At 71.3% G+C, this 19005-nt stretch carries 18 protein-coding genes and 2 pseudogenes; 11 read left to right on the top strand and 9 right to left on the bottom strand.

What is annotated here, in order from left to right; translation table 11 throughout:
- Window positions 1-92: 92 nt before the first annotated feature.
- Window positions 93-359, bottom strand: coding sequence for a DUF3263 domain-containing protein (locus tag OG306_RS21280; protein WP_266747662.1), 267 nt, complete (start codon window positions 357-359; stop codon window positions 93-95).
- 394 nt (window positions 360-753) lie between these two features.
- Between OG306_RS21280 and OG306_RS21275 the strand changes: the two genes are divergently transcribed.
- The 4 genes from OG306_RS21275 (at window position 754) to OG306_RS21260 (ending at window position 4947) form a co-directional block, all read left to right on the top strand.
- Window positions 754-1686 carry an ROK family protein gene (locus OG306_RS21275; protein ID WP_266747661.1) on the top strand — a complete coding sequence of 311 codons (933 nt, stop codon included), beginning with the start codon at window positions 754-756 and terminating at the stop codon, window positions 1684-1686.
- The gene (gene nagA / locus OG306_RS21270) at window positions 1686-2840 is read left to right on the top strand and encodes an N-acetylglucosamine-6-phosphate deacetylase (RefSeq protein ID WP_266747660.1); all 1155 of its coding nucleotides are present in this window, start codon (window positions 1686-1688) and stop codon (window positions 2838-2840) included. The genes OG306_RS21275 and nagA overlap by 1 nt, the downstream gene beginning before the upstream one ends.
- 170 nt (window positions 2841-3010) lie before the next feature.
- Window positions 3011-4036, top strand: coding sequence for a 1-phosphofructokinase family hexose kinase (locus tag OG306_RS21265; protein WP_371665564.1), 1026 nt, complete (start codon window positions 3011-3013; stop codon window positions 4034-4036).
- A 59-nt stretch (window positions 4037-4095) separates the two neighbouring features.
- Window positions 4096-4947 (top strand): class II fructose-bisphosphate aldolase, encoded by an 852-nt coding sequence (locus OG306_RS21260; RefSeq protein WP_266747658.1) that lies wholly within the window; start codon window positions 4096-4098, stop codon window positions 4945-4947.
- A 69-nt stretch (window positions 4948-5016) separates the two neighbouring features.
- Here OG306_RS21260 and OG306_RS21255 read toward each other — a convergent pair whose 3' ends face one another.
- Together OG306_RS21255 and cdgB are read right to left on the bottom strand one after the other, a co-directional pair.
- Window positions 5017-5964 carry a carbohydrate-binding protein gene (locus OG306_RS21255; protein WP_266747657.1) on the bottom strand — a complete coding sequence of 316 codons (948 nt, stop codon included), beginning with the start codon at window positions 5962-5964 and terminating at the stop codon, window positions 5017-5019.
- Window positions 5965-6116: 152 nt separating this feature from the next.
- The gene (cdgB, locus tag OG306_RS21250) at window positions 6117-7760 is read right to left on the bottom strand and encodes a diguanylate cyclase CdgB (protein WP_266747656.1); all 1644 of its coding nucleotides are present in this window, start codon (window positions 7758-7760) and stop codon (window positions 6117-6119) included.
- A 369-nt stretch (window positions 7761-8129) separates the two neighbouring features.
- On the opposite strand from cdgB, the gene OG306_RS21245 reads away from it, so the two are divergent.
- Complete coding sequence (locus tag OG306_RS21245; RefSeq protein WP_323183902.1) at window positions 8130-8636, top strand: flavin reductase family protein; 507 nt, start codon at window positions 8130-8132, stop codon at window positions 8634-8636.
- A gap of 113 nt (window positions 8637-8749) precedes the next feature.
- Here the strand turns inward: OG306_RS21245 and arfB are convergent, their stop codons facing one another.
- Window positions 8750-9175 carry an alternative ribosome rescue aminoacyl-tRNA hydrolase ArfB gene (gene arfB, locus OG306_RS21240; protein WP_266747654.1) on the bottom strand — a complete coding sequence of 142 codons (426 nt, stop codon included), beginning with the start codon at window positions 9173-9175 and terminating at the stop codon, window positions 8750-8752.
- Between the two features lie 211 nt (window positions 9176-9386).
- Between arfB and OG306_RS21235 the strand changes: the two genes are divergently transcribed.
- Window positions 9387-9962, top strand: coding sequence for a TerD family protein (locus tag OG306_RS21235; RefSeq protein ID WP_266747653.1), 576 nt, complete (start codon window positions 9387-9389; stop codon window positions 9960-9962).
- 125 nt (window positions 9963-10087) lie between these two features.
- A pseudogene (locus OG306_RS21230) lies at window positions 10088-10348 on the top strand (M4 family metallopeptidase); the annotation flags it as partial.
- A 53-nt stretch (window positions 10349-10401) separates the two neighbouring features.
- Here the strand turns inward: OG306_RS21230 and OG306_RS21225 are convergent.
- Window positions 10402-11811: a M1 family metallopeptidase gene (locus tag OG306_RS21225; protein WP_371665563.1), complete on the bottom strand. Its 1410-nt coding sequence runs from the start codon at window positions 11809-11811 to the stop codon at window positions 10402-10404.
- A gap of 63 nt (window positions 11812-11874) precedes the next feature.
- On the opposite strand from OG306_RS21225, the pseudogene OG306_RS21220 reads away from it, so the two are divergent.
- Window positions 11875-12150, top strand: a pseudogene (locus OG306_RS21220) (response regulator transcription factor); the annotation flags it as partial.
- A gap of 84 nt (window positions 12151-12234) precedes the next feature.
- On the top strand, window positions 12235-12732 hold the full coding sequence (locus OG306_RS21215) for a hypothetical protein (protein ID WP_266747651.1): 498 nt from the start codon (window positions 12235-12237) through the stop codon (window positions 12730-12732).
- A gap of 22 nt (window positions 12733-12754) precedes the next feature.
- Here the strand turns inward: OG306_RS21215 and OG306_RS21210 are convergent, their stop codons facing one another.
- The 3 genes from OG306_RS21210 to OG306_RS21200 are packed head-to-tail and all read right to left on the bottom strand — an operon-like array spanning window position 12755 to window position 14904.
- Window positions 12755-13432 carry a pentapeptide repeat-containing protein gene (locus tag OG306_RS21210; RefSeq protein ID WP_266747650.1) on the bottom strand — a complete coding sequence of 226 codons (678 nt, stop codon included), beginning with the start codon at window positions 13430-13432 and terminating at the stop codon, window positions 12755-12757.
- Window positions 13433-13478: 46 nt separating this feature from the next.
- Window positions 13479-13955, bottom strand: coding sequence for a GNAT family N-acetyltransferase (locus tag OG306_RS21205; RefSeq protein ID WP_371665562.1), 477 nt, complete (start codon window positions 13953-13955; stop codon window positions 13479-13481).
- A 31-nt stretch (window positions 13956-13986) separates the two neighbouring features.
- Window positions 13987-14904, bottom strand: coding sequence for an aminoglycoside phosphotransferase family protein (locus tag OG306_RS21200; RefSeq protein WP_371665561.1), 918 nt, complete (start codon window positions 14902-14904; stop codon window positions 13987-13989).
- A 24-nt stretch (window positions 14905-14928) separates the two neighbouring features.
- On the opposite strand from OG306_RS21200, the gene OG306_RS21195 reads away from it, so the two are divergent.
- Together OG306_RS21195 and OG306_RS21190 are read left to right on the top strand one after the other, a co-directional pair.
- Window positions 14929-15609: a rhomboid-like protein gene (locus OG306_RS21195; protein WP_266752340.1), complete on the top strand. Its 681-nt coding sequence runs from the start codon at window positions 14929-14931 to the stop codon at window positions 15607-15609.
- A 61-nt stretch (window positions 15610-15670) separates the two neighbouring features.
- Window positions 15671-17071: an NAD(P)/FAD-dependent oxidoreductase gene (locus tag OG306_RS21190; protein WP_266747647.1), complete on the top strand. Its 1401-nt coding sequence runs from the start codon at window positions 15671-15673 to the stop codon at window positions 17069-17071.
- A 129-nt stretch (window positions 17072-17200) separates the two neighbouring features.
- Here the strand turns inward: OG306_RS21190 and OG306_RS21185 are convergent, their stop codons facing one another.
- Window positions 17201-18910, bottom strand: coding sequence for a hypothetical protein (locus OG306_RS21185; protein WP_371665560.1), 1710 nt, complete (start codon window positions 18908-18910; stop codon window positions 17201-17203).
- Window positions 18911-19005 lie beyond the last annotated feature (95 nt).

Below are 19005 nucleotides of genomic sequence, written 5' to 3'. Positions count from 1 at the left end.
GGCCGGGGCGGAGCCGCGGTCGTCGCCGACCAGGGGTGGGGCGCCGAGGCGGAGCCATGGTCGGCGCCGCGCCGGCATCAGCGCCGCCCCGGTCAGCGCCTGCCCCGCCTCGCCTCCCGGACCCGGCGCAGGCGGTTCACCGTCACCGGGTCGGCCTCCAGGGCGCGGCGGTCGTCGAGGAGGGCGTTCAGCAACTGGTAGTAGCGCGTGGGCGAGATGCCGAGCTGTTCGCGGATCGCGCGGTCCTTCGCCCCGGGTCCGGCCCACGACTGCCGCTCGACGGCGAGCACGGCACGGTCCCGGTCGGAGAGGCCGCCGGGGCTGTCCGTGGCGTCGGGGCCATTCGGGGGGGTGGTCATATCAGCCAACATATCGCCCGGCCGGAGGGCCGCCACCGGTTCGCCCGTTGCTCCGCGCCCTGCGCTGCTCCCCGTCCTGCGCTGCTCCGCGCCCTCCGCCGCCGGCTCCCGTGCGATCCGGCCGAGCACGCTCTCGGGGCTGGCTGCCGCCCGGGCGCCGCCCACGCCCTCGTGGGGGCTTCCGAATGAGCGGTGAACCTCTCCCGGACGATCTCCGAAGGTCTGCACCGTCGGAGTATCGCTTTCGCGACGCGTCAACGGATCCCTGTTGACGGCCCGTTGACAGCCCGTTGCCGGTCCGCCGGCAGCCCGTTGGCGCCGATTTTGTATGGATGCGCAACAAACCTCAATAGTGGACTAGACCTTTTTCGCTCCTCGGGCGAAACTGTTTCCCGTGAAACACGTCATCGCCCTCGATGTGGGCGGCACCGGAATGAAGGCCGCACTGGTCGGGGCCGACGGCACCCTGCTGTACGAGGCGCGGCGGGCGACCGGCAGAGAGCGCGGTCCCGACGCCGTCGTGGAGTCGATCCTCGCCTTCGCCGCGGACCTGCGGGCGTACGGCGAGGAGCACTTCGGCGAGAGCGCCGTCGCGGCCGGTGTCGCCGTGCCCGGCATCGTCGACGCCGAGAACGGGATCGCGGTCTATGCCACGAACCTGGGCTGGCGCGACGTACCCATGCGGGTCCTGCTCGGCGAGCGGCTCGGTGGCGTCCCCGTCGCGCTCGGCCACGATGTGCGCACCGGCGGGCTCGCCGAGGGCCGGATCGGCGCGGGCAAGGGCGCCGACCGGTTCCTCTTCGTACCGCTGGGCACCGGGATCGCCGGGGCCATCGGCATCGCGGGCACCATCGAGCCCGGCGCTCACGGGTACGCGGGCGAGATCGGGCACATCGTGGTCCGGCCGGACGGCCCGGACTGCGACTGCGGCCAGCGCGGCTGCCTGGAGACCCTGGCATCGGCCGCCGCCGTGACCCGCGCCTGGGCCGCCGCGTCCGGCGATCCGACGGCGGACGCGGCGGACTGCGCGAAGGCCGTCGAGTCGGGCGACCCGGCAGCCGTGGAGGTCTGGCGGAACGCCGTGGACGCACTCGCCGGCGGGCTGGTCATGGCACTGACCCTGCTCGATCCCCGCACGCTCATCATCGGTGGCGGGCTCGCCGAGGCCGGGGAAACCTTGTTCACACCACTGCGTGCGGCCGTCGAGGAACGCGTCACGTTCCAGAAGCTGCCCCACATCGTCCCGGCGGCCCTCGGGGACACCGCCGGATGCCTGGGCGCAGGGCTGCTCGCCTGGGATCTTCTCTCCACGGAGGTATCCGCCTGATGGCCGAACGCGCAGACAGCACCGTTCTCGCAGGTGCCCGGGTGGTGCTTCCCACCGGAACCGTCGAGGACGGCCGGGTGATCGTCGAAGGCACCCGGATCGCCGGCTCGACGCCGGAGGGCGCCCGGTCCATCGACCTGAGCGGCCACTGGGTGGTCCCCGGCTTCGTCGACATGCACAACCACGGCGGCGGCGGCGCGTCCTTCACCTCCGGCACCGTGGACGAGGTCCTCACCGGCATCCGTACCCACCGCGAGCACGGCACGACCACGCTGGTCGCCTCCACCGTCACCGGCGAGATGGACTTCCTCGCCCAGCGGGCCGGCCTCCTCTCCGAACTGGTCGAGCAGGGCGACCTGGCCGGCATCCACTTCGAGGGGCCGTTCATCTCGCCGTGCCGCAAGGGCGCGCACAGCGAGGGTCTGCTGCGCCACCCGGACCCGGCCGAGGTCCGCAAGCTGATGGACGCGGCGCGCGGCACCGCGAAGATGTTCACACTCGCCACCGAACTCCCGGGCGGCATCGAGTCGGTGCGGCTGCTCGCCGAGCACGGGGTCATCGCCGCGATCGGGCACACCGACGCCACGTACGAGCAGACCGTCGAGGCGATCGACGCGGGCGCCACCGTCGCCACGCACCTCTACAACGCGATGCCGCCGCTCGCCCACCGCGCACCCGGCCCGATCGCGGCGCTGCTGGAGGACGAGCGGATCACCGTCGAGCTGATCAACGACGGTACGCATCTGCACCCCGCCGCCCTGCAGTTGGCCTACCACCACGCGGGCGCCCACCGCGTCGCGCTGATCACCGACGCCATGGACGCGGCGGGCTTCGGTGACGGCCGCTACCAGCTCGGCCCGCTCGCAGTCGAGGTCAAGGACGGCGTCGCACGGCTGGTGGAGGGCAACTCGATCGCGGGCTCCACGCTCACCCTGGACACCGCGTTCCACCGGGCCGTGACGATCGACAGGATTCCGGTCGGGGACGTCGTGCAATCCATCTCCGCCAACCCGGCCCGGCTGCTCGGTGTCTACGACAGGGTCGGCTCGCTGGAGCCGGGCAAGGACGCGGACCTGGTGGTCCTGGACGCGGACTTCACGCTCAAGGGCGTCATGCGCAAGGGCGAATGGATCATTCAGCCCCACATTGGCTGATTTGACCCATTACTGACAGTGAGCCGAATACGTAACGAAGAGACGGCGGTTGATCCGGAGGTCTGGGCCGACCGCCACCTCTTTGGCATGATCGCCTGGGAAACAGCCAGAGAAAGCGCATTCCATCCACGGATTCGCGCTTCGGAGCAGGGATCGAGGGAGCGGCCGCGGTGATCCTCACGGTCACACTGAATACGGCACTCGACCTGACGTACGGCGTCCCGGAGCTCGTTCCGCACGCCAGCCACCGCGTCGGTGACATGGCCGAACGACCCGGCGGCAAGGGCCTCAACGTGGCCCGGGTGCTCTCCGCCCTCGGGCAGGCGACCGTAGTCACCGGCTTCGCCGGAGGCTCCACCGGAGCCGAACTGCGCGAACTGCTGGCGCAACTTGCGCCGCGGGACACGTCGGGAACGGATACCAGGGCCGCCGCCGCAGCCGCAGCCGTCACGCCAGCAACCACCACGCCCATATCCACACCCGCCCCCGCGCCGATCACCGACGCCCTCGTCACCGTCGCCGGGAACACCCGTCGCACGATCGCCGTAGTCGACCGGGCCACCGGCGACACCACCCAGCTCAACGAACCCGGCCCGCTCGTCACCGCCGACGAATGGGCCGCCCTCCTCGACCGGTACGAGGAGCTCCTCACCGGGGCCGACGCCGTCGCCCTCTGCGGCAGCCTGCCACCCGGCATCCACGTCGGCGCCTACGCCGAACTGATCCGGCCGGCCCGCGCGGCGGGCATCCCCGTACTCCTGGACACCAGCGGCGAACCGCTGCGCCGCGGCATCGCCGCCCGCCCCGACCTGATCAAGCCCAACGCCGAGGAGCTCGCCCAGCTCACCGGCTCCCGCGAACCGCTGCGCGCCACCCACGACGCCCGCCGCCGAGGCGCGCAGGGCGTCATCGCGTCACTGGGCCCGGACGGCATGCTGGCGGTCACCCCCGACGGCGTCTGGCGGGCCTCGCCGCCCGCCAGGGTCCTGGGCAATCCGACCGGGGCGGGCGACTCCGCGGTGGCCGGACTGCTGTCCGGCCTCGTCGAGGGACTGAGCTGGCCGGACCGGCTGCGGCGGGCGGTGGCACTGTCGACGGCGACCGTGCTCTCCCCGACGGCCGGCGACTTCGACCGTACGGCGTACGAGGAGCTCCTGCCGGGCGTCGACGTCGAGGAACACACCGCGGCGGTCTGAACCGCCACCCGTACCGGACCGCCCGACCGGTCCGTTCAGCAGAAGCAACAGAGGTCAGCATGCCGCTCGTCAGCACCGGTGAACTCGTCCGTGCCGCACAGGCCCAGGGACGCGGGATCGCCGCCTTCAACGTCATCACGCTGGAGCACGCGGAGGCCATCGCGGCCGGCGCCGAGCGCGCCGGAGCACCCGCCATCCTGCAGATCTCCGAGAACGCCGTGAAGTTCCACGGCGGCCGGCTCTCCGCGATCGCCGCCGCGGCCGCCGCCGTCGCCCGCGCCTCCGACGCCCCCCTGGCGCTCCACCTCGACCACGTCGAGTCCGTGGAGCTGCTGCACCAGGCGCACACGGAGGGCTTCGGCTCGGTGATGTTCGACGCCTCCAGGCTCGGTTACGAGGAGAACGTGCGGGCCACGGCCGAGGCGGTGGCCTGGGGGCACGAGCGCGGCATCTGGATCGAGGCCGAGCTCGGCAAGGTCGGCGGCAAGGAGGGCGAGGCCCCGCTCGACGCCCACGCCCCCGGCGTCCGCACCGACCCGGCCGAGGCCGCCGCGTACGTCCGCGACACCGGCGTGGACGCGCTGGCCGTCGCCGTCGGCTCCTCGCACGCCATGACCGAGCGCACCGCCGCCCTGGACCACGCCCTGATCGGCCGGCTGCGCGACGCGGTCCCCGTCCCGCTGGTGCTGCACGGCTCCAGCGGCGTCCCGGACGAGGAGATCCGCCAGGCCGTCGCCTCCTCCGGCATGGTGAAGATCAACGTGGGTACGGCGCTGAACACCGCGTTCACCGGCGCGGTACGGGCGTACCTGGCCGAGAACACCACGGGCGTGGACCCGCGCAAGTACATCGCACCGGGCCGCGGGGCGATGGCCGCGACGGTGGCGGGGTTCTTGAGCCTGATGGGCTGACGGCCCGCACGCAAAAGCGGTCCGGCCCCCACATCCGAAGGCGTGGGGGCCGGACCGCTCGCGTACGGGTCAGCGCTTCACGTGACCGGCCTTCAGCGACAGCTGGTCCAGGTTGGCGTCGCACTGGTCACCCTCGTTGCACGAGATCGTGATCGTGTTCGGGCCCTTGTTGAGCTGGATCCAGGAGAACGTGGTCGTCCAGCCCTTCTCCAGGTCACCCTCCGGCGCCTCCGCGAAGTTCTTCATCCTGATCTCGCGGGGAGCCTCGGCATTGACCGTGAGGGACGTCTTGGCGTCCTTGCCCGGTACGCCGTACGTCACGAACAGCGTGTACTCACCGGCCTCCGGCACCTCGACCGACCAGGTCGCCGACCTGCCGACCTCATTGAGGTTGATGTACTGGCCGTTGGCGCTCTCCGCACCCTTGACCGAGTTGTCCAGCTGGGCCGTGCCGCCGAGCTTCAGCGTCGCCGCGTCCTGCTTGGGGAGCTCGGCCGGGGCCTCGGAGCTCGCGGACTCCTGCGGCTTCGGGGACTCCTCGACCTGGCTGCCGGGACCGGCGGAGGTGGTGGCCTCGTCCTTCTGCTTGTCCTTCTTGTCCTCGCCCGTGAGCAGCGCGGCGCCGATGCCGATGAGCACGACCAGGACCACCGCGACCGCGCCGATCAGCAGACCCTTGGTATTCGGGCCGCCCTTGCCGGGGCCGCCGGGGCGGCCGCCCTGCTGCGGGACCTGCGCGGTGGGGGCGCCGGGGTACGTCTCCGGGGCGGCGTACTGCGCCTGCGGCTGACCGTACGGCTGCTGGTGCGGCACCTGCTGCCCGTACTGGCGCTCGCCGACAGTCCGCACCTGGTTGTACGAGGTCCGGGGCACCCCGGGCTGCGGTGCCGCCGGGCCCGGGTAGCCGTAGCCGCCCTGCCGCGGCGGCTGGGCGCCCGCTGCCTGTCCGTCCTCGTACAGATAGCCGAACGGATCGTCGTCCTCGGGCTTGTTTGCGCCATTGTTCCCGGCCGTCATCCCTGGTCACTCCTCACCATGTCGCCAGCCGTCGCCGAATATCGCCAGCCGTGGCCGACCGGCCGAGCCTACCCCGAACGGACCACACCAAGAATTGCCGACGCCCGTCCCGGAACCGCCCCCGGGGTGGCGGAGCAGCACCGCCGTGAACGTCAGCCGGCCCTGCGGTGAACCTTCGACCGCGACCGCTTCTCCACGTACATCCGCTGGTCGGCGGAGCGCAGCACTTCTTCCGCCGTCATCCCGCAGGCGGCCCAGCCGATGCCGAAACTCGCCCCGACGCGCACCGCCCGGCCGTCGACCCGAATGGGCGGAATGATGGCGTTACGCAGGCGTACGGCCAGGTCCGCGGCGTCCGCGGCACCGAGCCCGTCGGCGAGGACGACGAATTCGTCACCCCCGAGCCGGGCGACGGTGTCGCCGTCGCGGACACAGATGGTGAGGCGGCGGGCGACCTCGATCAGTACGGCGTCACCGGTGTGGTGGCCGAAACGGTCATTGATGGACTTGAAGCCGTCGAGGTCGCAGAAGAGGACCGCGAGGCCCTTCGCGCCGTCGTCGTCCCCGGTGTCGGGCGCGACGGCGTGCACATGGTGGTCGTACGGACCGCCGGGCGCCGAGTCCACGTCGTAGCCGTGCGTCCGCGTGTCCGGATCGTCGACATCGCCGTACGCCGCGTCCAGCGCCTCGACCGCCGTGGTGGCCACGGCGTGCGGCCGCTCGCAGAGCCGGGAGCCGAGCCGTGAGCGGAGCTCGGCGCTGTTGGGCAGGCCGGTGAGCGCGTCGTGCGAGGCGCGGTGCGCGAGATGCAGCTCGTGGCGCTTGCGCTCCTCGATGTCCTCGACGTGGGTGAGCAGGAAGCGGGGGCCGTCCGTGGTGTCGGCGACGACGGAATTGCGCAGCGAGACCCAGAGATAGGTGCCGTCCCGGCGCCCCAGCCGCAGCTCGGCGCGGCCGCCCTCGGCGGAGGTGCGCAACAGGGTGCCGACGTCCTCGGGGTGGACGAGGTCGGCGAAGGAGTAGCGGCGCAGGACGGACGCGGGGCGGCCGAGCAGCCGGCACAGGGCGTCGTTGGTGCGCAGCAGCCGGCCGTGCTGGTCGCCGCCCATCTCCGCGATGGCCATGCCGCTGGGCGCGTATTCGAAGGCCTGACGGAAGGATTCCTCGCTGGCCCGCAGCGCCTGCTGCTCACGCTCCAGACGGACCAGGGCGCGCTGCATGTTTGCTCTCAGCCGGGCGTTACTGATCGCAATGGCCGCCTGTGACGCGTACATCTGGAGGGCCTCACGGCCCCAGGCGCCGGGGCGGCGGCCGTTGCGCGGGCGGTCGACGGATATGACGCCCAGGAGATCGAGGCCGCCGCCGGACGCGTACATCGGGGCGTAGAGCCGGTCCTCGGGGTGCCACTCGTCCTCGAAACGGGGCTCGGGGCCCTCGGTGTGCCACTGCGGTACGTCGTCGTCGAGGAGGACCCAGCCGTCGGTGTGGGGTATGAAACAGAGCTCGTCCCAGGCCTCGCCCATCGACAGCCTGCGCTCCCAGGAGCTGCGCGAGCCGACGCGGCCGGTGATCAGGGCTTCCGCGGCGCTGTTGCCGGCGAAGGAGGCGACGACGAGATCACCGTCGGGTCGGACCAGGTTCACGCAGGCAAGCTCGTAGCCGAGACCGGCGACGATTCCGTCGGCCACGGTCTGCAGTGTGTCGGCCAGGCTCCGCGCCGTGTTGAGATCGGCCACGGCCTGGTGCAGCTGCCGCATCGTCGCAAGACGGACGTACGGCTCCGACTCGGCCTCCATTGCTCGCACTCCCCGAGACCTCGACAGCACTCCAGGTTTCATATCGACGCACTTACCGCAGTGTCACGGCCACTGAATCACACTGAGCTGTGCAGTCGGTACACAGGGTCAGCGAATATTGCACCCTGTGACTCAAGTCACAACAGATGGTAAAGAGGCTCGGGTGGCGCGCGCCCCCGGTCCGTCCTTTTCCTGAACGCAAATCCGGGCGTTGCAGTGCCGGCCCCCGGGGCTCCGGACCGCGGGTCCTAGGACCAGGCTGGTCCCCTGGCCCGATGCGGAGGCGCGCCGTCCGCGGCTAGCGTGCCGGATGTGTTGCAGACGAAGCCTCCCGCCCCGCGTTCCGAGCCCATCCCCCATGCTGAGGGGGTGAGCAACGATGAGTTCCGGGCCGCCCTCGCCCGGCTGGCCGCCGGTGTCGTGCTGATCACCGCCGAAGAGCCGCCGCTCGACGAGGACGGCCGGGGCGAGGACGTCGGGATGACGGCGACCGCCTTCATGTCCGTGTCGCTGGACCCACCGCTGGTCCTGGTCAGCCTGCGCAACGACTCACGGATGGACGACCTGCTGTCCGAACAGCCACTGTGGGCGGTCTCGGTGCTCGCCGAGAGCCAGCGGCACATCGCCGGACGGTTCGCGATGAAGGGCCGGATCAGCGACCGGCTGCTGTTCGAGGACATCCCCTGCAAGAGGGGAGAGGTCACCCGCGCACCACTGGTCGGCGGCGCGCTGGCCACGCTGGAGTGCCGTACCGAGCAGCGGGTCCTGGCGGGCGACCACACCCTGGTGATCGGCCGGGTCCTGAGCGCGGCCCTGCCGAGCGGGGACGGCTCACCGCTGACGTACTTCCGGGGGCGGTACCGGCAGCTGGGGTGACGGGGCGTCGGTGCCGCGGGGCCGGGGTGACGAGGCCGGGGCGTCGGTGCCGGGGTGACGGGGCGTCGGCAGCGCGCGGCCGGGGTGAGGGGGTGCCGGGCCTCCGGGCGCTGCTACCAGTCGCGGCCGGAGCGGCCTCGCTTCGTCTCGCCTCGCTGCTTCTTCTCGCGCAGGCGGCGTTCGTTGATGCCGCGCGGAATCCTGGTCTTGCGGCGCGGCCTGGGGGGCGGCGCCGTGGCCTCGGCCAGCAGGGAGGCGAGCCGCACGAGAGCCGTCTCGCGGTTGCGCCACTGGGAGCGGTGCTCGGACGCCCGTACCGCGATCACGCCGTCCACGAGCCTGCCCTCCAGGCGCTGGAGCGCCCGCTCCTTCCACACCGGGGGGAGCGCTTCGGTCGCCGCGACGTCGAAGCGGAGCTCCACCTGGGAGTCGCTGGTGTTGACGTGCTGCCCGCCGGGCCCGGAGGACCGCGAGAAACGCCACATGAGCTCGGCCTCCGGCAGGGAGACCGAACCGCGGATGACATAGGGCCCGGACATGACCCCCATGTTCCCCGGCCCACCGGGCGTTCGTCACCTTCTTTTGCCACACGGGTGCCGTACGGGTGCCGTACGGGTGCCTGACGCCGGGGGACTTCGGTAAAGAAAGTAAAGGGAGCAGGAACCTCCCGGTCCCCTGCTCGCGTTATGACCTGTGACGGTAGCTTCGTGGTGGCACGAAGCCCGCACTCGACGATGAAAGGGACTTCCCATGGCTGTAAGCCTGTCCAAGGGCGGCAACGTCTCGCTCACCAAGGAGGCCCCGGGCCTGACCGCCGTCACGGTCGGCCTCGGCTGGGACGTCCGCACCACCACCGGTACCGACTTCGACCTCGACGCCTCGGCGATCGCGGTCGACCCGGCCGGCAAGGTCGTCTCCGACGGTCACTTCGTCTTCTTCAACAACAAGTCGACGCCGGATCAGACCATCGTCCACACCGGCGACAACGTCACGGGCCAGGGCGAGGGCGACGACGAGCAGATCAACGTCAACCTGGCGGGCCTGCCGGCCGACGTCGACAAGATCGTCTTCCCGGTCTCGATCTACGACGCCGAGACCCGCAGCCAGAACTTCGGCCAGGTGCGCAACGCGTTCATCCGCGTCATCAACCAGGCCGGCGGCACCGAGATCGCCCGCTACGACCTGAGCGAGGACGCCGCCACCGAGACCGCCATGGTCTTCGGCGAGCTCTACCGCAACGGCGCGGAGTGGAAGTTCCGCGCCGTCGGCCAGGGGTACGCCTCGGGTCTGCGTGGCATCGCCCAGGACTTCGGCGTCAACCTCTGACCCACGGCGTCGGCCTCTGACGCGAGAGCTCGTCCCGCGAAACCCCCGGCCGTCACGGCCGGGGGTTCCGCATGCGCCGACGCTGACACGGCATCAATTCCCGCCGTCGCACAGCGAGCACGAACCTGTCCGAGGACAGCGGCGCGAAGGCGATCAACGGCGTCGACTACGACTCCCCGACCCTCGACGGCTCCACGGTCACCGGCATCGGCCGGGACAAGGCCGTCCAGATCTGGCACAAGGCCCTCTCCGAGTACATGACGTCGACCACCGACTACGCGGCCGCCCGCACGGCGACCGAGAAGGCGGCGTCCTATCTGTACGGGGCCGACAGCGCCGAGCTCGCGGCCGTAGACGCCGCCTGGAGCGGCGTCGACGTGAAGTAGCGGCGTCCAGGTGAAGCAGCGCCACTGCCGTACTTCTTGTGCGCGGGAGCCGGTCAGCCCTTCGAGGCGGGCCGGCTCTTCCCGTACAGCCAGGTGTCCCACAGCTCCGTCAGATCCTGCCCGGTCGTCTTCTCCACGTACGCGGTGAAGTCGGCGGTCGACGCGTTGCCGTGCCGGTGGGCCTTCGTCCAGCCCTTGACGAGCGCGAAGAAACGCTCGTCGTCGTCCACAGCCTGCCGGATCTTGTGGATGACCATCGCCCCGCGCCCGTACACCGGCGCCTCCGAGATGTAAGCGGCCATCGGCGGATCCGCGGGCGGAAAGGCCCAGTTGTCGTCGTCCTCGAAGGCCGCGTCGAACCGGTCCTGGACCGGCCTGCCCTCCTTGTCGTCCTCCCACAGCCACTCCGCGTAGGTCGCGAAGCCCTCGTTGAGCCACATGTCCCCCCAGCTCTCGGGCGTGACGGAGTCCCCGAACCACTGGTGGGACATCTCGTGGACGAGGAGCCCGGCGTCCGGCGTACCGGGGAAGAACGGCCGGTTCTGGGTCTCCAGGGCGTATTCGGAGTCCCCGGAACGCCCGATGATCGCCCCCGTCGCGGAGAAGGGGTACGGGCCGAAACGTTCCGCCTCCCACTTCACGATCTCGGGGACCCGGGCGAGAATCGGCGCGCTCCGCGCCGCCACCGACACGTCGGCGGCGCTGAACACCTTGATGCCGTCCGGGGTGGTCGACGTCTTCGTGTCGAAACGGCCGATGACGACCGTCGCGAGGTAGCTCGCCATCGGTTCGGCGACGTGCCAGTGGTACGTGGCGGTGGCGCCCGCGGTCCTGCGCGAGGTCAGCTCGCCGTTGGACACGGCCGTCAGACCCTTCGGGGCGGTGACGGTGATGTCGTACGACGCCTTGTCGCTCGGGTGGTTGTTGCCGGGGAACCAGGCCATGGAACCCGTCGGCTCGCCGAGCCCGACCGATCCGTCCGCCGTCCTCAGCCAGCCCTCCTTCGACGTGTCGGGGTCGGTGAGGGTCTGCGGAGTGCCGGAGTAGCGAACGACCGTACGGAACGTCCTGCCCTTGCGGAGCCGGTCCCCGACCTCGGCGTCGGGGCGCAGCGTCAGCTCGTGGCCCGCCCGGTTGACGGTGGCGGGGCGGCCCTCGACGGTCGCGGACCGGACGGTGAGCCCGGCGAGGTCGAGGTTGAAGGCGCTGAGGTCCTGGGTGGCGCGCGCGGTGATCGTGGCGGTGCCGCTCAGGTGGTGGGCGGCCGGGTCGACGTCGAGGGCGAGGTCGTAGTGCGTGACGTCGTAGCCGCCGTTGCCGAGCTTCGGGAAGTACGGGTCGCGCAGACCGGCGGCGCCGGGGGTGCCCTCGACGCCACCGGCGCAACTGGTGGAGGTCGTCAGAGCCAGCAGGACGAGGGCGGCGGCGTGGGCCATGCGGCGTACTGGTGTTCGCTGGTTCACGCCTGTGATCCTAGGCCGACTCCCGGGGCGAAACCTGTCAATCACCCGGAACCGGAGTCCCGGGCTTGCCGCGTCTTGGCCCGGATGCGCAAGCCCCGGCCCATTCTGACCGACCGCGAACGCGACATCCTCGCCCAGCTCTCCCAGGGCCTGGGCAACCGGGACATCGCCCGCGCCCTGTTCCTCAGCGAGGCCACGGTCAAGACCCACCTGGGCCGCATCTACGAAAAACTCGGCGTCGACACCCGCGCGGGCGCCGTCGCCGTGGCGAAGGAGCAGCGGCTGCTGCCGCAGATCACCCTTCCGGAACGAAGAGGTCGTCGGCCGTCTGCACCGTGAACGCGCGAGCGGCCCGCCCCTCACCCGGTCGGGCGGCCGGCCGCCGCGGCGTTGACGCGTCCCCGGGCATGGCACCATCGAACTGTGCTCGACATCGGCTACTCCCTCTCCCGACGCTTCCCCGATCCCCCGCAGACCGACTACCGCCGCGCGGACGTCCACGCCCTGCGGCACGATCTGTTCTCCGGGGACGTCTACCTCGCGGACACCAAGGCGGACCGCGAGGTGTCCACAGCCTGGGGATGGGTGCCGGTGCTCGACTTCGCGTGGGCGCTGTGCGACATCGTCGAGCAGATCGACCAGGACCCGCGCGGCAACCGCTCGCACCGGCAGCAGTTCGCCGAGCTGGACTTCACCGAGTCGTCCGACCGGATGCTCTTCGAGCGCCGCTTCGGCTGGGTCGACGTCGAGGCCGACTGGATGCCGGGCGACGAGCCCCCGCTCACCTTCAGTCACTCGCTGCTGCGCCGCGAGGCCCGTGACTTCCTGCACGATCTGATCGCCGACCTCGCCGACCTGCACGAGGGTCTCGCCGACAATCCCGTGATCTGGGACCTCCAGGCCCGCTTCCCCCGGGTCTGACCCCCTGCCTCGCGCGCCGGGGCTACGCCTCCACCCGCACCCCGATCTGCGCCGCGAACGCCGGTGCCAGCTCCATCAGCTGCGCCGGGCTGATCACCGCACCCGCCAGCCGCTCCACCCCGCGCGCGATGTCCAGCTCCGCGACCGTCCGCAGATCCACCGACTCCATCCGCACGGAACTGAAGTCGGCCCGCTTCAGCACACAGTCGCGGAACTCCACCCGCACCAGCTGCGCCTCCCCGAAATCCGGCTCCGACAGCACACAGCCCTCGAACACCACGTCCTTCAGCCGCGCCTTCCGCAGATTCAGGTAGTCGATCTTCCCGCCGCGCACCAGCACCCGTTCCAGCACCGCACCGTGCAGCTGCACCCCGCCCAGCCGTGCGTCCACCACCTCCACGTCCCGCAGTGACGCCCCCGCGAGATCGGTGCCCACCCCCCGTACGCCCGTCAGTACCGAGTCGATGAAGCGGGACCTGACCAGCTCCGTACGGTCCAGGGCGCAGCCGTCCAGCGCGCAGTCCATGAACCGGGCCCCCGGACCCGACTCGTCCGCGAGATCCGTCCCTTCGAAGCGGAGCCCGTCGTAGTCCCCGTCGGGTTCCAGTCCCTTCCCCTCGTACGGAACGAGCGGCGGCAGCCGCACCTCCGGCCGCCGTGCCGCTGCGCCGGTGTCCGTCTTCCTGCTGCTGCGTACCATGCCCCCATCCTGAACCACCCTACTGACAACGCCCCTCCCGCCCGGCCTACCGCCCGCCGAGCTCCGCCAGCGCCCCGTCCGTCAGCCGGTACACCGTCCACTCGTCCTGCGGCCGTGCGCCCAGCGACTCGTAGAACGCGATGGACGGGGCGTTCCAGTTCAGCACCGACCACTCCAGGCGCTCGTAGCCGCGCTCCACGCAGATCCGCGCCAGCTCCGTCAGCATCGCCTTCCCGTGCCCGCCGCCACGCCGCTCGGGACGTACGTACAGGTCCTCCAGGTAGATGCCGTGCACCCCGCGCCACGTGGAGAAGTTCAGGAACCACAGCGCGAAACCGACCGCCTCGCCGTCCTCGTCCGACTCGGCGATGTGCGCGTACGCGGCGGGCCGCTCGCCGAACAGCGCCTCGTGCAAATGCTCCTCGGTGGCCTTCGCCTCGTGCAGGGCCTTCTCGTAGTCGGCCAGCTCACGGATCATGGCGTGGATGACGGGGACATCGGCAGGGGCAGCGGTACGAATCATGAAGGCAGCGTAAGCACGGGCGGTATCTCCGCTACACCCGCCCCAGCAGCTGCCGGGCGATCTCGGTCTGCTGCGGCTCCAGCCGCCGCTCCCCGTCCGACACCTCCCACAGACCGTTCTGCAGCAGCCGCCCCAGCGTCCACGCCCGCGCCCGCTCCCGGTCCAGGCCCAGCGCCCCCGTCATCAGGTCGAACCGCCACCGCACCGCCGCCGCGTCGAACCTGTTGACCAGCGCCGGAAGCAGCTCGAATCCCGGATCGCCGACCAGCGGCTTCGGGTCGATGACCACCCACCGGTGCGCCTCCTCCGTCCCGGCCAGCACATTCCCGTAATGCAGGTCCCAGTGCAGCAACCGGTCCCCCGGCTCCCCCGCGACCTCCCGCACCGCCGCCGCGCAGTCCGCCAGCAGCCGCCGCTCCTCCGCGTCCGCCAGCTTCTCCACCGCCCCCGGCGCCGCCTCCAGCATCCGCGCCGCGATGTCCCCGAGGCCCCGCAGCCCCCGATCCGCCGGAGCCGGGACGGACGACAGCCGGGCCAGCAGGCCCGCCAGGGTCCGCGCCGCTTCCCGCTCGTCCGCCACTCCCGTCAACGAGCGGTGGCCGTCCAGCCGCTCCAGCAGCAGCGTCCCCGTCGCCGCGTCGTGGTCCAGCAGCTCCACGGCCCCCGCACCCGCCTCGCCCCACACCCGCAGCGCGACCGGCTCCCCCACCGTCTCCTCGTCCACCGGCTGCAGCTTCAACGCCGCCCGGCGACCGTCCGCCATCCGCACGACCGGAAGCACCAGCGCGCACACCCCGTGGAACGCCGCACCGTCCTGCCGGAGCCCCCACCGCTCCAGGAACCCGGCGGCCCGCCCCGGCAGCGCCGCGACGAAGGCACGCCCAGCTGCTCCGTTGTATGCGGACTGGGTCCGGATCAGCCCGGCCGGAATGTCGATCACGCGGACCATCGTAGAGGCGTGCGTCAATCGGATATGACTCCGAGCCGCCCCGCCCCGCCCACCCGGCGCCGTACCACCGCCGGTTCGTGGATCCGCAGCGCCGGCTCCTGGATCCGCAGCGCACCCGGCACCTACATCTGGCTGGCCGCACTCTTCGTCACCACCTTCATCATCCACCAGATGTCACCGGACTTCGAAGAGGACTTCCTGCGCCAGCACTCGACCAACATCCACGAACTCTCCCGGGACCCCGTACGCGTACTGATCGCCAGCGCCTTCTGGATCGACAGCGGCCGCTGGGCCCCCTACGCCGTCCTCTACACCGTCTTCCACGCCAACGCCGAACGCTGGCTCGGCACCCTGCGCTGGCTCGCCGTCGTCATCGCCGCCCATGTCCTGGCCACCCTCGTCAGCGAAGGCGTCCTCGCCTGGGCCATCCGGCACGGCCACGTAGCGGAGTCCGCCGCCAACACGCTCGACATCGGGGTCAGTTACGCGCTCGCGGGCGTCGTCGCCGTCCTCACGTACCGCGTCCCGCAGCCCTGGCGGTACGTGTATCTCTTCGCCGTCGTCGTCTTCTACGGCGTCCCCCTCATCACCGGCCGCACCTTCACCGACCTCGGCCACTTCGCGTCCGTACTCATCGGCCTGGCCTGCTATCCACTGGCAAGGTCCCGGTCCCGGCCGCAGACGAATACCCCTCCGGCGCAGTAATCTCCCGCCCCAGAGAGAACAGCTGCAACCACGGCGTCACACCGGACAAAGCAGGGGCAACATGAGCACCGTCAGCACCGCCAACGGCGGCATATCGTTCTGGTACGCGGACCAGGGCACCCCCGCACCCCGGGAACCCCTGCCCGGCGACACCACCGCCGACGTCTGCATCGTCGGCGGCGGGTACACCGGTCTGTGGACCGCCTACTACCTGAAGAAAGCCGTCCCCTTCCTCAACATCACCCTGCTCGAAGCCAAGTTCTGCGGCTACGGCGCCTCCGGGCGCAACGGCGGCTGGCTCTACAACGGCATCGCGGGCCGCGACCGCTACGCGAAGCTCCACGGCCACGAAGCCGCCGTACGCCTCCAGCAGGCGATGAACGACACCGTCGGCGAAGTCGTCCGCGTGGCCGCCGAGGAGAACATCGACGCCGACATCCACCGGGGCGGTGTCCTCGAAGTCGCCTACACCCCCGCCCAGCTGGCCCGGCTCAAGGATTTCCACTCCGTGGAGATCGCCTTCGGCGAGAAGGACCGCGTCCTGCGCGGCGCCCGCGAGACCGGCGAACGCATCAACGTCACCGGAGCCGTCGGCTCCACCTGGACCCCGCACGGCGCCCGCCTGCACCCCGTCAAACTCGTCAAGGGCCTCGCCGCCACCGTCGAGGCGCTCGGCGTCACCATCCACGAGTCGACGCCCGTCACCGAGATCAGGCCCAAGCACGCCCACACCCCGTACGGCACGGTCCGCGCCCCGTACATCCTGCGCTGCACCGAGGGCTTCACCGCGAACCTCAAGGGCCAAAAACGCACTTGGCTCCCCATGAACTCCTCGATGATCGCGACCGAGCCGCTGCCCCGGTCCGTCTGGGACACCATCGGCTGGGACGGCCGCGAGACCCTCGGCGACATGGCCCACGCCTACATGTACGCCCAGCGCACCGCCGACGGCCGCATCGCACTCGGCGGCCGCGGCGTCCCGTACCGCTACGGCTCCGCCACCGACAATGACGGCCGCACCCAGCCGGCCACCATCGAGGCCCTCCGCGACATCCTCGTCCGCCTCTTCCCGACCACCGTCGGAGCCCGCATCGACCACGCCTGGTCCGGCGTCCTCGGCGTCCCCCGCGACTGGTGCGCCACCGTCACCCTCGACCGCTCCACCGGCCTCGGCTGGGCCGGCGGCTACGTCGGCTCGGGCGTCGCCACCACCAACCTCGCCGCCCGGACCCTGCGCGACCTGATCCAGCAGGACTCCGGCCAGTCCGGTCCCACCGACCTGACCACCCTGCCCTGGGTGAACCACAAGGTCCGCCGCTGGGAGCCGGAACCCTTCCGCTGGCTCGGCGTCCACGGCATGTACGCCGCCTACCGGACCGCCGACCGGCGCGAACTCACCTCGCCCCGCCCGGGCACGGACCCCGTCGCGAAGGTCGCGGACCGGCTGGCGGGGCGGCACTGACCCTCTCGTTCGGATCGGACGGGGCCCACGCACCGGGGCGGAGCCTGCCTGCGTGGCCGGCGGGCGGAACGTAGGAGAAGCCGGGCCGGATGTGATCCGGCCCGGATTCTCAACCCTCCCGGCGGGCGGCTACTTGGTGCACTCCACCCGGATCGGCGCGGCGGCGTGGTGGGCGTTCGCCCGTGACGACGAGCTCCAGTCGTCGCCGCGGTCGTGCAGTTTGACGCTCAGCACGCCGCTGTTGATCTTGTACGAGGGGGCTGCGATCCACTGGCCGAGGTGGCTCACCTGGGTGATCGTGAAGTGGCCGAGCTGGGTGGAGCCCGCGGTGCTCGTGCCGTCGTGGACGGTGTAGTACGTGGGCTGGCCACCGACGTGCCCGATGTTGCTGTCGTTCGGTATGTAGACGCTGACCTTGCAACTGCCCGAACTCACGTCACCGGTACGGAAGTTCCAGACCACACTGTTGTCGCTGTCGTTGGAGTCGCCCGACATGGGAATCGAGCGGTACCAGCCGTTGCAGCCGCCTGCGGCGTAGGAGCCGTCGTGGGTGGTCCAGCCCTTCTGGCCGTCGGTGTACTTGCCGCGTTCGGTGAAGGTGACCGCGCTGCTGGTGCAGTGCAGGCCGCCGACCGCCGAGAAGAGCACCGTGGGTGAGGCCGCCGGCTTCTGCGGGGTCGTGGCGGCGCCGTTTCCCGTCGAGGGGTCCGTCTTCGTTTCGGTCTGCTTGCCGGAGTCGGAGCCCGTCTTGGTCTGCGTGGTCTTGTCGCCCGTCTTGGTCTGCGTGGTCTTGTCGCCCGCCTTGTCCTTCGGGGCCTTGTCGCCCGCCTTGTCCTTCGGGGCCTTGTCACCCGCCTTGGTGCCGGTGGACAGCTCACCGGAGCCGCCGACGTTGTCCGCCGACGCGGCTTCGATGATGGGGGGAGCGTTCACGCCGCCCGTCGTCCCCGCCGTGCCTCCTGGGGCCTTCGGACTGCCCTTGCCCAGCGGCCCCTTGGAAGCATCCGCCTGCGGTACGTAGCCGTCCGTACCCGGGGCGGGGTCCGTGTATCCGGCGGCGGTGTTCCTGCTGTTGTGCTTGGGGCCGTCCCCGCCGGTCGAGGAGGCGACGACGAACGGGAGGGACAGCAGCACTACGCCGCCGATCACGGCAGCCGCGACCATCGGCCGGGAGACCTTGCCGGGCGCCGGTCCTTCGTCCTTCGCGCCGACGCCTTCGGGGCCGTTGCCCGCACCGTCGGTGGTGATGGCGGTGGTCGCGGAGGCGGTACGGGTGCGGGTACGGGTCCGGGTGAGGGTGCCCAGTACGGCGGTGAGTGCCGGAAGTCCACGGGACGTCGTGGCGGCGGCCGTCGCGGACGCGGTGGTGGTGGCTGCTGTGGCCTCCGGAACGCTTGCTGCCGCTGTGGCGACTGGTTCCGTGGCCGGTTCCGGAGCCGGTGCGGGCTGCGCGACGGCCTGCGGCCCGGACTTCTCGGCGGCAACCGGCTCGGCTGCGGGCGTCGAGGACGCGGTCGCTGCCTTCGCCGTCTTGGGCTCCTTCGCGGCCTTGGGGTCGGGTGTCGGTGCCAGCGTCGGTGCGGTGCTCTCCGTCACGCGGGCGGCGGCAGGCACCTCCGCGCCGATCACGCCCCCGGCGAGCACCACGGCGGCTCCCTGCGAGGAACCGGCCCCGGACTCTGTCACCTTGGCGGAACCGGCCGTGGGGGGCGCACTGGTCGCCGCGGCGGGCTTCGGTGTTCCGGCTCCCGTCTCCGTACCCGCTTCCGGTACCGCCTCCTCCGATGTCTCCGCAGCAGCGGACACCTCGCTGTTCGACTCGGGTTCCGTGTTCGCCATGGCCACCTCGCCTCTCCTGCTTCTCGTCCTGCTCAAGTGCATCGCTCATGTGCGTCGGTCGCGTGCATCGCTGGCGTGCGTCGGTCGTGCGCGTC

It is taken from the genome of Streptomyces sp. NBC_01241 (assembly GCF_041435435.1).
GTDB lineage: Bacteria > Actinomycetota > Actinomycetes > Streptomycetales > Streptomycetaceae > Streptomyces.
The sequence above is the reverse complement of the archived record's forward strand: the minus strand, read 5'-3'. Positions and strand labels throughout refer to the sequence as shown.